Below are 14,433 nucleotides of genomic sequence, written 5' to 3'. Positions count from 1 at the left end.
CGGAGGGATCCGCCGACAGTGCGGCGACGTGGCAGGGAACGTCACCGTTTAGGCGGTCTCGCACGCTGGGTACTTGCGCGATCCGCCACTCCCGTGTGGACTACGGCCAATGCCCCGCGCACGCGCGTGGCTGAAGCATTTTCCGAAACATGATCAGGAGGCAACCCGTGAGCGCGACCGCGGACCACGCGGAGGAGCGGACCAACCCGGCGGCACGCCTGGGGTTCGAGCCCGGACAGGTGGTCCAGGAGATCGGCTACGACGACGACGTCGAGCAGGAGCTCCGTGAGGGCATTGAGGCCACGATCGGCCAGGATCTCGTGGACGAGGACTACGACGACGTCGCCGACGTCGTGCTGCTGTGGTTCCGGGACGAGGACGGCGACCTTACGGACGCGCTGGTGGATGCCATTGGTCTGATCGAGGACGGTGGCACGGTCTGGCTGATGACGCCGAAGACCGGCCGTGACGGATACGTCGAACCGAGCGACATCAACGAGGCCGCGCAGACGGCCGGTCTCTCCCAGACCAAGAGCATCAGTGCGGGCAAGGACTGGACGGGCAGCCGTCTGGTCACGCCGAAGGCGGCCAAGTCCAAGCGCTGAGCCACGCTCGCCGGGCGTTTCGCCCCGAAGGCCCCCGACGGCACCGAGCCGGCCGGGGGCCTTCGTACGGGCTCTCCGGGGCTTCGTGCGGGCTTTCGCCTTCGTACGGACTCCAGGGCCTTTGTACGGGCTCTGCGGGGCCGGTCGGCCGTGGGCTCCGTGTGGCTCGGCACGGGCTCTGCGTAGGGTGGGGACCACCCGGACAGCCCAGCCCGGTCAACGTAGCGAAGGGACGCTTTTCATGGCGATCGAGGTCGGTACCAAGGCCCCGGATTTCGAGCTGAAGGACAACCACGGCCGGACCGTGAAGCTCTCCGACTTCCGTGGCGAGAAGAACGTCGTGCTGCTGTTCTACCCGTTCGCCTTCACCGGCGTCTGCACGGGTGAGCTCTGCGCGCTCCGTGACGAGCTGCCGAAGTTCGAGAACGACGACACCCAGCTGCTCGCCGTCTCCAACGACTCCATCCACACCCTGCGGGTCTTCGCCGAGCAGGAGGGCCTCGAGTACCCGCTGGTCTCGGACTTCTGGCCGCACGGCGAGACCTCGCGGGCCTACGGCGTCTTCGACGAGGAGAAGGGCTGCGCGGTGCGCGGCACCTTCATCATCGACAAGGAGGGCGTGGTGCGCTGGACCGTCGTCAACGGTCTGCCCGACGCACGCGACCTCAACGACTACATCAAGGCGCTCGACGCGCTCTGATCGGCGGTCTCCGGCCGGGCGCCCCGGCCGGGAACCACCGACCCCCCGATCCGCGACTTCCGAACCGGGATTTTCGAACCGGGACTTCCGGCCGGGGCCGGGCTCGCGGTCCGCGCCCGCGATCCGGCGGTCCGGGACCGGCGGATCTGCGGCCGACCCGGCCAAAAGCCTGCTTTGGCCGGGAACCGGTCACTAGGATCCAGTCGTTGATCGGATGCCAACGCAACGTGGAGGCGCCGGCGTCCGCCGGCCCCCAAGGAAACCAATGGGAGGACTCGTGGGAGTCAGCCTCAGCAAGGGCGGCAACGTCTCGCTGACCAAGGCCGCACCCAACCTGACCGCGGTCATCGTCGGTCTGGGCTGGGACGCCCGTACCACCACCGGTGGTGACTTCGACCTCGACGCCAGCGCCCTGCTGACGAACGCCGAGGGCAAGGTCGGCAGCGATGGCAACTTCGTCTTCTTCAACAACCTCAAGAGCCCCGACGGCTCCGTGGAGCACACCGGTGACAACCTCACCGGTGAGGGCGAGGGCGACGACGAGGTCATCAAGGTGAACCTCGCCGGTGTCCCGGCCGATGTCGAGAAGATCGTCTTCCCGGTCTCGATCTACGAGGCCGAGACCCGCCAGCAGAGCTTCGGCCAGGTGCGCAACGCGTACATCCGCGTGGTCAACCAGGCCGACAACAGCGAGCTGGCCCGCTACGACCTCAGCGAGGACGCCTCGACGGAGACCGCCATGGTCTTCGGCGAGCTGTACCGCAACGCGGGTGAGTGGAAGTTCCGCGCCATCGGCCAGGGGTACGCCTCGGGCCTGCGCGGCATCGCGCAGGACTTCGGCGTCAACGTCTGAGAAGACAGCGACGGGGCCCGCCGTCCGGGCGCGGCCCGGTCCACGCCAGCAGACACTCCGTCCGGCGCCGCACTTCCGTGCGGCGCCGGATGCGGCTCAACAGACGGTTCAACAAATCGGGGAGGACACACCATGGGCGTCACGCTCGCCAAGGGAGGCAATGTCTCCCTCTCCAAGGCCGCACCCAACCTCACCCAGGTGCTGATCGGGCTCGGCTGGGACGCCCGGTCCACTACGGGCGCCGATTTCGACCTCGACGCCAGCGCCCTGCTGTGCCAGTCGGGCCGGGTGCTCGGCGACGAATGGTTCGTGTTCTACAACAATCTGACGAGCCCCGACGGCTCCGTGGAGCACACCGGGGACAACCTCACGGGTGAGGGCGACGGCGACGACGAGTCGGTCATCGTGAACCTCACGCAGGTGCCGGCCCATTGCGACAAGATCGTCTTTCCGGTCTCGATCCATGACGCGGACAACCGCGGGCAGACCTTCGGCCAGGTCAGCAATGCGTTCATCCGCGTGGTGAACCAGGCGGACGGTCAGGAACTCGCGCGTTACGACCTCAGCGAGGACGCCTCGACGGAAACGGCGATGATCTTCGGCGAGCTCTACCGGTACAACGGCGAGTGGAAGTTCCGGGCGGTGGGACAGGGGTACGCGTCCGGGCTTCGGGGCATCGCTCTAGACTTCGGGGTCAACGTTTCGTAAAACCGCGCACGGCGCGGGGGAGCCCCGTACACACCGGGGGAGACCCGTTACTTACACGATGGGGTAGCCAGTGCTTCTGAAAACCTTCGGCTGGTCGTTCGCGGTCACCGCGCTAGGCCTTGCCGCAGCCGCGTTCTACGGGGGGTGGGAGGCCTTCGGGGTGGTTGCGATCCTCTCCGTCCTGGAGATCTCGCTGTCCTTCGACAACGCGGTGGTCAACGCCGGGATCCTGAAGAAGATGAATGCCTTCTGGCAGAAGATCTTCTTGACGATCGGTGTGCTCATCGCGGTCTTCGGTATGCGACTGGTGTTCCCCGTCGTAATCGTGGCAGTCACCGCCAAGATCGGTCCGATCGAAGCGGTCGACCTCTCGTTCAACGAGCCCGAGCGCTACCAGGAACTCGTCACCGACGCCCACCCGGCGATCGCCGCATTCGGTGGCATGTTCCTGCTGATGATCTTCCTCGACTTCATTTTCGAGGACCGGGACATCCAGTGGCTGCACTGGATCGAGCGTCCGCTCGCCAAGCTCGGCAAGGTCGACATGCTGTCGGTCTGCATCGCGCTCATCGTGCTGCTGGTCACGGCCATGACCTTCGCCACCAACGCGCACCAGCACGGCGGCGGCCACGCCGACAAGGCGGAAACCGTTCTGCTCTCCGGCGTCGCGGGTCTGATCACCTACCTCATCGTCGGCGGCCTCTCCGGCTTCTTCGAGAACAAGCTGGAGGAGGAGGAAGAGCGCGAGCACGAGGCCGAGGAAGAGGCCAAGCGGAGCGGCAAGAAGGTCTCGGCCGTCGCCCTCGCCGGCAAGGCCGCGTTCTTCATGTTCCTCTACCTGGAAGTGCTCGACGCGTCCTTCTCGTTCGACGGTGTCATCGGCGCCTTCGCCATCACCAACGAGATCGTGCTGATGGCCCTCGGCCTCGGCATCGGCGCCATGTACGTCCGTTCACTCACGGTCTACCTGGTCCGCCAGGGCACGCTCGACGACTACGTCTACCTGGAGCACGGCGCCCACTACGCCATCGGCGCGCTCGCGGTGCTCCTGCTCATCACCATCCAGTACCAGGTCAACGAGCTGATCACCGGCCTCATCGGTGTCGCGCTGATCGGCCTGTCCTTCTGGTCCTCGGTCCGGCGCAACAAGGCGCTGGAGGCCGAGGGCGGCGAAGGTTCCAAGGAGGAAGTCCCGTCCGGGGTGTGACCCGGTAGGGATTGAGGAACGCTCTCAGCGGGGCGGTCCGTACGGCGACGGTTCTCCGGAGACATCCGGACCCGGCCCGGCGGCCGCCCCGCTGTGATGTGGGCGTCCCGCTGTGATGTGCGGGGCGGTCGTGGGACCGGGGCACTTTTCTACCGATTACGTGTGGGGGCTGGGGATGGGGTTCTGGGACAACCTGTGGCCGGGGCGGGAGTCACCGTTCGATTCGGGCGGTGCGATCACCGACTCCATCGTGCTCTCCCGACGGCACGCCACGGTCTCGCTGAACAAACAGGGCACGGTGGCCGGCACGCTGCGGGTCAACCTCTCCTGGCGGATGCGCACGTCCGACATCGAGGGGAGATCGCGGCAGAGCGGCCGGCTGCTGCGCCCCCTGAAGCTCTTCCAGCCGGACGTGGTCCAGGCGCACACCCAGGGCATGGTCAACGTCGACCTCGACCTGGGCTGCATGTACGAGCTGAAGGACGGCACCAAGGGTGTCGTCCAGCCGCTGGGCAACCTCATCGGCGACCTGAACGGACCGCCGTACATCCGGCTCAGCGGCGACGACCGCTTCGGGGCCCCCTCGGGCGAGACCGTCTACGTCAACCTCGACCACCACGAGGAGATCAAGCGGCTGCTGTTCTTCGTCTACATCTACGACCAGACGCCGGCGTTCGACCGCACGCACGCCACGGTGACGCTCTACCCGACGGGCAGCGGACCGCGGATCGAGATCGAACTGGACGAGCGCGCCCCGCAGGCCCGCTCCTGCGCCGTGTTCACGGTGGAGAACGTCAAGGGCGAGCTGATCGTGCGGCGCGAGGTGAAGTTCGTGTACGGCTTCCAGTCGGAGCTGGACCGGATGTACGGCTTCGGCATGCAGTGGGGACGCGGCTACAAGTCCCGGGCCTGAGGCCGGACGCCGCGCCCGCCGCTCCGGGGTGCTCGCACGGGAGAGCCCGGACGCCCGGGGGCTCCGGGCCCTCGCGCGGGCGGGCCCGGGGGCTCGACGGCTTCGGGTCCTCGACGGCTTCGGGCCCTCGTGCGGGCGGGCCCGGGGTCCGGCTCGGACGGCTCAGGACCTCACGAACTGCGGCCCCTGCGGCGGCAGCACGAAATTCGGGTCCGGAGCGGGCGCCGCGCCGGCGGCGGGCTGCGGGTAGCCGTAGGCGGGGGGCTGGGCCGGGGGCTGCTGGGCGGCGGCCGGCTGCGGATACCCGTACCCCGGCTGGTGGGCGGGAGGAGCGACCGGATGGGGCGAATGCGTCGCCGCGGCGGGCTGTGGGTACCCGTAGGCGGGCTGCGGATACCCGTACGCGGGCTGCTGGTGCTGCACCGTGGCCTGCGAGTCGGGGTCGGGCGCCGGGGCCGGCGGGAAGTCGGGCGCGGGCGGCGGGAAGCCGGGGGCGGGGGCCGGTGCGGACGAGGGGGCCGACGGAGGCTCCGCCGTGGCCTCTCCCTCGTCGACCGAGATGCCGAACGCGGTCGCCAGGCCGATCAGACCGGTCGGATAGCCCTGCCCCACGGCCCGGAATTTCCAGCCATCGCCGCGCCGGTAGAGCTCGCCGCAGATGATCGCGGTCTCCTCGCCGGTCTCCGGCCGCACGTCGAAGACCGCGAGCGGCTCCCCGTCGGCCGCCGCCGCGTCGTACAGCAGGATGCGCAGATCGTGCACCTGGGCGAACGCGGCCCCGTCGGAGGAGGCGGCGACGACCACCTGTTCGACCGAGGGGTCGAGCCCATTCAGATCGGCCTCGATGGTGTCCGTGAGCCCTTCCGGGACACTGCGCTTCGGGAGCCGTCGCACCAGGCCGGAGGGGTGGCGGGGCTGGTTGTAGAAGACGAAGTCCTCGTCCGAGCGCACGCGGCCGCTGCTTCCCAGCAGCAGCGCCGAGGCGTCCACGTCCGGGACGCCGGTCCCCGGGGTCCAGCGCAGCACGGCCCGTACGGCCATGGCGTCCAGAGGGACGTTCGAGCCTTTCACCATCGCGTGCGTCATGCCCGTCATCCTGCCTGCTGGCTGCCCGCGTGGACAACGCGGGGTCGTACCAGATCTTCCGGAGGCATGCCTTCCGGCGCGCTCCGACACGTCGGGAAATGGACGAGTTACCCGGAATTCATGCACGTGGGGAACTGCCGACACCCGTCCGTACGTACTATTACCGGCCATACGTTGTCCGGCCGGTCAGGCAGTTCGGGGGAGTTACATGCGTCATTTCGGGCATATCGCGCCCGCGGTGAGGGAGGCGTTGTTCTTCCGGGAACCGTGCGAATTCGGTGCGGGTTCGCCGCCCCGGATGCTTTCGGCTGCCCTGGGCGCCACTCTGTACAGCCCCGCCACCAGACCGCGGCTCGCCGACGACATCATCAAGCAGGCCGGGCGCGGTGTTGTCTCCATGGTGCTGTGCCTGGAGGATTCCATCGACGACTCCGAGGTCGTCGATGCCGAGGAGAACCTGGTCAGGCAGTTCGCCGAACTGGACGCACGCGGCGTCGAGGGGCCCCTGCTCTTCATCCGGGTCCGGGAGCCGGACCAGATCGTGGACCTGGTGCACCGGCTCGGCCGCACCGTCCGAATGTTGTCCGGTTTTGTACTTCCGAAGTTCACGGAAGAGCGTGGCGTTCCCTTCCTGGAGGCGCTCGTCAAGGCCGAGAAGGCATGCGATCAGCGACTGTTCGCGATGCCCGTCCTCGAGTCGCCCGAGCTGCTGTACCTGGAGACCCGGAGCGAGACCCTCCGGGGGATAGCCCGCACCGTCGACGAGTACCGCGAGCAGGTCCTCGCACTGCGGCTGGGCGTCACCGACTTCTGCTCGGCGTACGGGCTGCGCAGGGCGCCCGACATGACGGCGTACGACGTGCAGATCGTCGGTTCGGTGATCGCCGACGTGGTCAACGTGCTGGGCCGGGCGGACGGCACGGGCTTCACGATCACCGGCCCGGTGTGGGAGTACTTCCGGCTCCAGGAACGCATGTTCAAACCGCAGCTGCGCCGCAGCCCCTTCCTGGAGGGCCGGGCCGAGGAGCTGCGCACGACGCTGATCGAGCACGACCTGGACGGGCTGCTGCGCGAGATCGAGCTGGACCGGGCGAACGGCCTGCTCGGCAAGACCTGCATCCACCCGTCGCACGTGGCGCCCGTGCACGCGCTGTCCGTGGTCAGCCACGAGGAGTACAGCGACGCCCAGGACATCCTGCGGCCGGAGCGGGACGGCGGCGGAGTGATGCGCTCCGCCTACACGAACAAGATGAACGAGGTGAAGCCGCACCGCGCCTGGGCTGAGCGGACGCTGCGACGGGCCGAGGTGTTCGGCGTGGCGAAGGCGGACGTCGGTTTCGTGGAGCTGCTGGCCGCGGGCCTCGCGGAATGAGTGCGGGCCGCGCGGCGGGGACACGACGGGGGCCGGAGAGACGGCTGGGGACGGGCGTACGGCGAACAGCGGCAGGTACACGGCCGGGTGCGGTGGTGCGCCGCGGGACGGACCTCCGGCGGCGAACGGGCGTGTCTCGATGAGCGAGCGCGCGGCGAGGAAAGAGACGGCGAACGTGGTGTGGTCGGGCAGCTGGGTGACGGAGCGACTGGGCGTGGAGCTCGTCGGCGACGGAAGGCCCGACGGCGACGGCGAGCTGAGAGAGCTGCTGGGCCTCGCCCTGCGCCGCAACCCCAAGCGGGCCCACCTCCTGGTGTCGAACGTGCTCGGCAAGCACGTGCCGCAGAAGCCCTCCGTCGTGTACGGCGCCGGATTCGAGCTCGGCCGACGGGTGCGCGAACTCCTCGGTGACGCCGAGGCGGGCCGGGCGGTCGTGCTCGGTTACGCGGAGACGGCCACCGGCCTCGGCCACGCGGTCGCCGACGGCCTGGGCGTGGCGCCGTACCTCCACTCCACGCGCCGCCCCGTCGAGGGCGTGGCGCAGGCGGGCGGCTTCGAGGAGTCCCACTCGCACGCCACCTCGCACCTGCTGCTCCCGGAGGACCCGGAGCTGCTGGCGGGCCCGTCGGCCGCCGGAGCCCCCGACGGACCGCTGGTGCTGGTGGACGACGAGTTCTCCACCGGCAACACCGTGCTCAACACCATCCGCGCACTGCACGAGCGCTACCCGCGGAGCCGCTACGTCATCGTCGCGCTCGTGGACATGAGGTCGCCGGCCGACCGGGAAAGGCTGACCGGGTTCGCCGAGGAGACGGGCGCGCGCATCGACCTGGTGGCACGGAGCGCGGGCACGGTCCTCCTCCCGGAGGGCGTCCTGGAGAAGGGCCGGGCCCTGGTCGCCGCCCACGAATCGGAGCAGGAGCAGGAGCCGGGAACGCGAGCGGAGCGGAGGCCGGAGCAGGAACCGGGAACGGGGCCGGAACCGGAATCGGAATCGGCGGACGGCGCCGGGCGCGCGCGGGGCGCCGGACCTGCCGCTGCCGCGCCCGCCGTCCGGCCCTGCACCCGGGTGGACCTCCAGTGGCCCGCGGGCGTCCCCGACGGCGGACGGCACGGCTTCACCCCCGCCCACCGGACGGTGCTGGAACCGGCGCTGCCCGCCATGGCCGACCGCGTCGCCGAGGCACTGGGCGACGCCCGCCGCGTACTGGTCCTCGGCTTCGAAGAGCTGATGTACGCCCCCCTGCGCCTGGGCACGGCGCTGGAGGACCGCCTCGACGCCGAGGTGCGCTACTCCACCACGACGCGTTCCCCCGTCCTCGCCGTGGACGACCCCGGCTACGCGATACGCAGCCGGCTGGTCTTCCCGGCGCACGACAACCCGGCCGACGGACCCGGCGACCGGTACGCGTACAACGTCGCGGGCGCCGGGTTCGACGCCGTCGTACTGACCGTCGACTCCGCCGCCGACACCCCCGAACTGCACGCTTCCGACGGCCTGCTGGCGCAGCTTGCCGCGCACACCGACCACGTCCTGCTGGCAGTCGTCCCCTCGTACGTGCCCCCGCACGCGGCGTCGGCCCTCCGGAAGGACCCCACCACCGCCCCCGTCACCTCCTCTTCCTCCTCCGACGGATCCGAACGGCAGGAAACCACCGTGCTGCCCGAGCCCCTTCGCGGCCCCGCCTTCTCCTCCTACGCGCCGGACGAGGTCGGCTGGCTGCTCCAGGACCTCTCGGACGCCGAACTGGAGGCGCCCACCGAAGAACGCGAGGAGGCGATACAGAGCGGCGGCGCGCACTACGCCGAGTCGCTGCCGGTCGAGTACCAGCCCTCCGAGCGCTACCAGGAGCTGTTCAGGGCGGCGCTGGACCTGTCGGCCGCCCGGGTCGCCCGCGCGGTCGGCACCGTCACCGAGACGGTGCTCGCCGAGCGCGGCCCCCGCCCCGTCCTGGTCTCGCTGGCCAGGGCCGGCACGCCCGTCGGCGTACTCATGCGGCGCTGGGCCCGCCACCGGCACGGCATCGAGCTGCCGCACTACGCCGTCTCCATCGTCCGGGGCCGGGGCATCGACGCCAACGCCCTGCGCTGGCTGGCCGCCCACCACGACCCGGCGGACGTCGTCTTCGTCGACGGCTGGACCGGGAAGGGCGCGATCACCCGCGAACTGTCCGAGGCGCTCGCCGGGTTCGAGGGCTTCGACCCCGAGATCGCGGTACTTGCCGATCCGGGCGGCTGCGTCCGCACCTACGGCACGCGCGAGGACTTCCTCATCCCGTCCGCCTGCCTGAACTCCACCGTCTCCGGGCTGATCTCGCGGACCGTGCTCCGCGCCGACCTGGTCGGGCCCGAGGACTTCCACGGTGCGAAGTTCTACCGGGAGCTGGCGGACGCCGATGTGTCCGGCCACTTCCTCGACACCGTCGCCGCCCACTTCGACGAGGTCGTCGACGCCGTGGACACCGGGGTCAAGGAACTGCTCACGGCGGACCGGGCCCCCACCTGGGAGGGCTGGGCCGCCGTGGAACGCATCAGCGAGGAGTACGGCATCCACGACGTGAACCTGGTCAAGCCGGGCGTCGGCGAGACGACCCGGGTACTGCTGCGCCGCGTCCCGTGGAAGATCCTCGCCAAGCGAGGTGCGGGCGCGGACCTCGACCACATCCGGCTGCTGGCCGAGCAGCGGGGCGTACCGGTGGAGGAGGTCGACGAACTGCCGTACTCCTGCGTCGGGTTGATCCACCCGAAGTACACCAGGGGCGCGACGGGCGCGGACGGCCGGGCGGTGGAGTCCAAGTGACCGCCGCCCCGAACGCACGGGGAGCCGCCGTGTCCCCGGCTTCCACCCCGGCCCCCGCCTCCGCTCCCGTGGTGCTCGTCGCCAGCGACCTCGACCGTACGCTGATCTACTCCGCGGGGGCGCTCCAGCTCACCATGCCGGACGCCGAGGCCCCCCGGCTGCTCTGTGTGGAGGTGTACGACCACAAGCCGCTCTCCCACCTCACCGAGACGGCGGCGGCGCTGCTCGACGAGCTGGCCCGCACCACGGTCTTCGTCCCGACGACCACGCGCACCCGCGAACAGTACGGACGCGTCCATCTGCCCGGCCCCGCACCGCGGTTCGCGATCTGCGCCAACGGCGGGCACCTCCTCGTCGACGGCGAGTCCGACCCCGACTGGCAGCGGCGGGTGACCCGCAGGCTCGCCGACGAATGCGCCCCGCTCGCCGAGGTGCGCGCCCATCTCCTGGCCGCGGCCGACCCCGCCTGGCTGCTCAAGGAACGGGTCGCCGAGGACCTTTTCGCCTACCTCGTCGTGGAACGTGCACTGCTGCCCGAGGGCTGGGTCGAGGAGCTGGGGGAGTGGGCGCGGACCCGCGGCTGGACGGTCTCCCTCCAGGGCCGCAAGATCTACGCCGTACCGGGCCCGCTCACCAAGAGCGCCGCGATGGACGAGGTGGCCCGCCGCACCGGCGCCGCGCTCACCCTCGCCGCGGGCGACAGCCTCCTCGACGCCGACCTGCTCCTGGCCGCGCACCGCGCCTGGCGCCCCGCCCACGGCGAACTGGCCGACACCGGCTGGAGCGCCCCGCACGTGGAGGTGACGGCCGGCCGCGGTGTGGCCGCGGGCGAGGAGATCCTGCGGCGCTTCCTCCGGACTTCGGAGGAGTTCCGGGTGGCGGGAGGACTCCGGGCGCCGGAAGAGCTCCAGGAATCGGGAGCGCTCCAGGCATAAACGGCGCTCCGGGCCTCGAAGGGCTCTCCGGGCATAAGCGGCGCTTCGGGCCTCGGGGAGGGAAGATCATCCTGACGCCGGGTATCGGTACACCGGCCGATCGAGGCACGAGGAGCACAGGATGGCCAAGGGCAACGAAACCAAGATCACGGACGAGCTGTACGCCTACATGCTGGCGCACAACCCGCCGCTCGACGCGGTGCAGCGCGAACTGATCGGGACCACGTACGCCCGCCTGCCCGAGCAGGCCGGCATGCAGTCCGCGCAGGAGCAGGGTCCGCTGCTCGCCTTCCTCGTCCGGCTGACCGGGGCCCGGCACATCGTGGAGGTCGGGACGTTCACCGGGTTCTCCGCCCTGTCGATGGCGCAGGCACTGCCCGCCGACGGCCGGCTGATCGCCTGCGACATCTCGGAGGAGTGGACCGCGTACGGCAGGGAGGCATGGGAGAAGGCGGGCGTCGCGGACCGGATCGATCTGCGCCTCGCCCCCGCGCTCGACACGCTGCGGGCGATGCCGGCCGAGCCGCACATCGACCTCGCCTACCTGGACGCGGACAAGGGCAACTACATCCCGTATTGGGAGGAGCTGGTGCCCCGGATGAGGCAGGGCGGTCTGCTCGTCACGGACAACGTGCTCTTCCAGGGCAAGGTGACCGACCCGCAGGCCACCGGCGCAGCGGCGGCGATCAAGGAGTTCAACGAGCACGTGGCCGCGGATCCGCGGATGGACAGTGTGATGCTGACCGTCTCCGACGGCCTGACGCTCTCGCGCAAGAAGTGAGGGGGTGCGCGGCGCACAATGAGGCCCCGGGGCCATCGCATTGCGGAGCGACCCCGGGGTCACCCGTGCTCAGCCGCAGCAACCGCCGCCGCAGCAACCGCCCCCACCACCGCCACCGGCCGACGGAGCGGCGGGCGCGGACTTGGCGGACGACCCGCCCACGGCGACCGTGGACAGCAGCTTCACCGTGTCGTCGTGCCCGGCGGGGCAGGGGGCGGGGTCCGAGGACTGCGCCATCGGGCGGCTGAGTTCGAACGTGTCTCCGCAGGAGCGGCAGCGGTATTCGTAACGAGGCATGGTCCCAGGCTAACGGCGACGGACCACCGGCATCGAGGCCGCCGTCCTCCCTTCCAGCCGCATCTCCCGCTCGGCCTCCTCGGGGTGACGGGCCCGCCAGTACGGGTTGTCGTGCGGAAGGCCGCCGCTGACCCGCCCGTACATGCCAAAGACCATCAGCATCAGCCCGACCACGAAGCTGAACAGCACGTTCTGGATGCGGAAGGCGAGGAAGTTGTAGTCGGTCTCCAGCAGGGCGAGGTTGACGAAGCCGCTCAGGATGAAGGCGATGCCCAGCACCATGTTGAGCGTCGAGGCGAAGTTGCCGCCGATCACCATCCCGATGAACAGGAGCAGGCCGACGCAGATGGACAGGACACTGAGGGCGCCGTTGGTGTTGAGGCCCGCGACGGTGGCCCCACCGGTGCTGAAGAAGCCGATCCTGTCGATCAGCCCCAGGACCCCGAAGACGAACAGCACCAGCCCCATCAGCCCCGCTCCGACCCGGTAGACCCGGCTGAGCCGGTGGTCGACCGGCAGATGTTTGTCGAGCGCGGTGACCTTGCGACGACGAGGCGCCCGCCGCCCAGGGACGCGCAGTACATGGGTGGCCATGTCGGCCTCCTTCGGGCGTACTACCACCAGGATCCGCCCGCGCCCCGGCCGCCGCACATCAGAAACCCGGGCCCGCGCCCAACACACCGCCCCCGAAACACCGAACCCCAAAGCCCCGGCCTCCGAAACACCGTCCCCCGAAACACCGGCCCCAGAAATCCGGGGAATCCGGCCCCGGTATCAGCCCCCGGTCCCGGCCCCGGCCCCGCGCTCCTCACGGATCTCGGAGACCACCCGCGCGGCGGTCCGCCGTACCGCCTCCGTCTCGGTCAGGAAGTGCCAGTAGTCGGGGTGCCGCCCCTCCAGCCCGGTGACGGCACGGTCCAGCCGGGCCACCGCGTCGTCCAGGGGGCGGGCATGGCGCGGATCGGGTGTGCTGCGCCCCTCCATGGCGAGGCGCTGGGCGTCGCGGACCGCGAACCGGGTCCGCTGGATCTCCTGCTGCGGGTCCTTGGCCACCCCGTCCAGCCGCTGCAGCCGGTCCCCGGCCGCCGACACCGCCTCGTCCGTGGCGTTCAGCAGGGCGCGGACCGTGCTCAGCCGGGAGGTCGCGTCGGCCCACCGCTGCTCGTCCCTGGCCCGAGCGGCCTCCTCCAGCTTCTCCTCGGCCCGCCGCACATTGACGACCGCCTGCTCGGGAACGGGCTGGAGGTCCTGCCAGCAGGCCGCGGAGAACCGCCGTCGCAGCTCGCTCAGCACCGGCTCCACCGAGTCCGCCCGGTTCGTCAGCGCCTGGGCGCGGGTGCGCAGCGAGACTAGCCGGTGATCGATCTCGGCTGCCCGCGCGGGCAGCTCGTCCGCCTCGGCCCGTACGGCCTCGGCATCGCGCAGGACGCGGTCGGCGCGCTGCAGGGTCTCCTGGACGCCGTGCCGGCCCGCGCCCTCGTTGAGCCTGGTCAGCTCGGGGGCGAGGGCCGCCAGCCGGGCGGCGAGATGGTCCGCCCGCAGCCCGGAGGCCCGCACCGCGTCGAGTGCGTTGCTCGCACCGAGCAGTGCCTGCCGGGCCCGCTCCACGGCGGGCGCGAGCCGGGCGAGCTGCGTCTCCGCACTGCCCAGCAGCGGACCGAGCCCCTGGGCGAACCGGTCCAGCTCGCCCTTGACCCGTATCAGCTCGTCCCTGGCCGTGGTCAGCTCGGTCCTGGCGCGGGCCGCGACCGAGGGTTCGAGATCGTCCCGGTCGAGGTCGTACGCGTCGACCGCGGTGATGTACAGGTGGCTGACCGCGTCGATCCGCTGCCCGAGAGCGGCGAAGTCGTCCACGGCCTTGCGGGCACGGGGAGAGCTGTCGACCGCGGTGATCGTCTCGATGGAGATCCGCAGGTCGCGCTGGGCCGTGTCCAGCTCGTAGAAGGCCGAGGCGGCGGCGTCCTTCGCGGCCTGCGCGTCGGCGCGCTGGCCCTCCCCGCGCCCGCCGAACCACCGTCTCGTACCGCCACCGGCGAAGGCGGCGGGCAGCGCGGCCACGAGCAGCGGCACCGGCAACAGCATCAGCCCGAGGACATCCCTGACGGCGGAATTCCCACCCGCTCTCGCCCGCGGCTGCGCGTGTGTCGCCGTCACATCCCTCTCCCGTGCCGTCTCG

14 protein-coding genes are annotated in these 14,433 nt (G+C 70.6%); 10 read left to right on the top strand and 4 right to left on the bottom strand.

Annotated elements, in window-relative coordinates:
- Window positions 1-167: 167 nt before the first annotated feature.
- The 6 genes from OCT49_RS09340 to OCT49_RS09315 all read left to right on the top strand — a co-directional run bounded on the left by OCT49_RS09340 (window position 168) and on the right by OCT49_RS09315 (window position 4,986).
- The gene (locus tag OCT49_RS09340; RefSeq protein WP_148834892.1) at window positions 168-605 is read left to right on the top strand and encodes a DUF3052 domain-containing protein; all 438 of its coding nucleotides are present in this window, start codon (window positions 168-170) and stop codon (window positions 603-605) included.
- A gap of 241 nt (window positions 606-846) precedes the next feature.
- A complete protein-coding gene (locus OCT49_RS09335) occupies window positions 847-1,305 on the top strand; it encodes a peroxiredoxin (RefSeq protein WP_189541777.1) in 459 nt (152 codons plus the stop codon).
- A gap of 277 nt (window positions 1,306-1,582) precedes the next feature.
- Entirely contained in the window at window positions 1,583-2,158 is a 576-nt protein-coding gene (locus OCT49_RS09330; RefSeq protein WP_283855731.1) for a TerD family protein, read from the top strand.
- Window positions 2,159-2,290: 132 nt separating this feature from the next.
- Window positions 2,291-2,866 carry a TerD family protein gene (locus tag OCT49_RS09325; RefSeq protein WP_148834890.1) on the top strand — a complete coding sequence of 192 codons (576 nt, stop codon included), beginning with the start codon at window positions 2,291-2,293 and terminating at the stop codon, window positions 2,864-2,866.
- Between the two features lie 70 nt (window positions 2,867-2,936).
- Entirely contained in the window at window positions 2,937-4,073 is a 1,137-nt protein-coding gene (locus OCT49_RS09320) for a DUF475 domain-containing protein (protein ID WP_283851421.1), read from the top strand.
- A gap of 175 nt (window positions 4,074-4,248) precedes the next feature.
- Window positions 4,249-4,986: a TerD family protein gene (locus OCT49_RS09315; protein WP_283851420.1), complete on the top strand. Its 738-nt coding sequence runs from the start codon at window positions 4,249-4,251 to the stop codon at window positions 4,984-4,986.
- A gap of 162 nt (window positions 4,987-5,148) precedes the next feature.
- Here OCT49_RS09315 and OCT49_RS09310 read toward each other — a convergent pair whose 3' ends face one another.
- On the bottom strand, window positions 5,149-6,072 hold the full coding sequence (locus OCT49_RS09310) for a TerD family protein (RefSeq protein ID WP_283851419.1): 924 nt from the start codon (window positions 6,070-6,072) through the stop codon (window positions 5,149-5,151).
- Between the two features lie 208 nt (window positions 6,073-6,280).
- Here OCT49_RS09310 and OCT49_RS09305 point away from each other — a divergent pair, with 208 nt between their 5' ends.
- The 4 genes from OCT49_RS09305 to OCT49_RS09290 all read left to right on the top strand — a co-directional run bounded on the left by OCT49_RS09305 (window position 6,281) and on the right by OCT49_RS09290 (window position 11,960).
- Entirely contained in the window at window positions 6,281-7,444 is a 1,164-nt protein-coding gene (locus tag OCT49_RS09305; protein WP_283851418.1) for an HpcH/HpaI aldolase/citrate lyase family protein, read from the top strand.
- Window positions 7,445-7,583: 139 nt separating this feature from the next.
- Window positions 7,584-10,244, top strand: coding sequence for a phosphoribosyltransferase (locus OCT49_RS09300; protein ID WP_283851417.1), 2,661 nt, complete (start codon window positions 7,584-7,586; stop codon window positions 10,242-10,244).
- Window positions 10,245-10,273: 29 nt separating this feature from the next.
- The gene (locus OCT49_RS09295) at window positions 10,274-11,179 is read left to right on the top strand and encodes an HAD family hydrolase (protein WP_283851416.1); all 906 of its coding nucleotides are present in this window, start codon (window positions 10,274-10,276) and stop codon (window positions 11,177-11,179) included.
- 121 nt (window positions 11,180-11,300) lie between these two features.
- Window positions 11,301-11,960, top strand: a complete 660-nt coding sequence (locus tag OCT49_RS09290) for an O-methyltransferase (RefSeq protein ID WP_283851415.1) — start codon at window positions 11,301-11,303, stop codon at window positions 11,958-11,960.
- Window positions 11,961-12,029: 69 nt separating this feature from the next.
- Here the strand turns inward: OCT49_RS09290 and OCT49_RS09285 are convergent, their stop codons facing one another.
- From OCT49_RS09285 to OCT49_RS09275, 3 genes are all read right to left on the bottom strand, one after another.
- The gene (locus tag OCT49_RS09285) at window positions 12,030-12,257 is read right to left on the bottom strand and encodes an FmdB family zinc ribbon protein (protein WP_283851414.1); all 228 of its coding nucleotides are present in this window, start codon (window positions 12,255-12,257) and stop codon (window positions 12,030-12,032) included.
- Window positions 12,258-12,266: 9 nt separating this feature from the next.
- Window positions 12,267-12,851 carry a DUF4383 domain-containing protein gene (locus OCT49_RS09280; protein WP_283851413.1) on the bottom strand — a complete coding sequence of 195 codons (585 nt, stop codon included), beginning with the start codon at window positions 12,849-12,851 and terminating at the stop codon, window positions 12,267-12,269.
- Between the two features lie 180 nt (window positions 12,852-13,031).
- A complete protein-coding gene (locus OCT49_RS09275) occupies window positions 13,032-14,411 on the bottom strand; it encodes a hypothetical protein (RefSeq protein WP_283851412.1) in 1,380 nt (459 codons plus the stop codon).
- Window positions 14,412-14,433: the final 22 nt, after the last annotated feature.

This window comes from Streptomyces sp. ML-6 (assembly GCF_030116705.1).
In the GTDB taxonomy this organism is placed as follows: domain Bacteria; phylum Actinomycetota; class Actinomycetes; order Streptomycetales; family Streptomycetaceae; genus Streptomyces.
The sequence above is the reverse complement of the archived record's forward strand: the minus strand, read 5'-3'. Positions and strand labels throughout refer to the sequence as shown.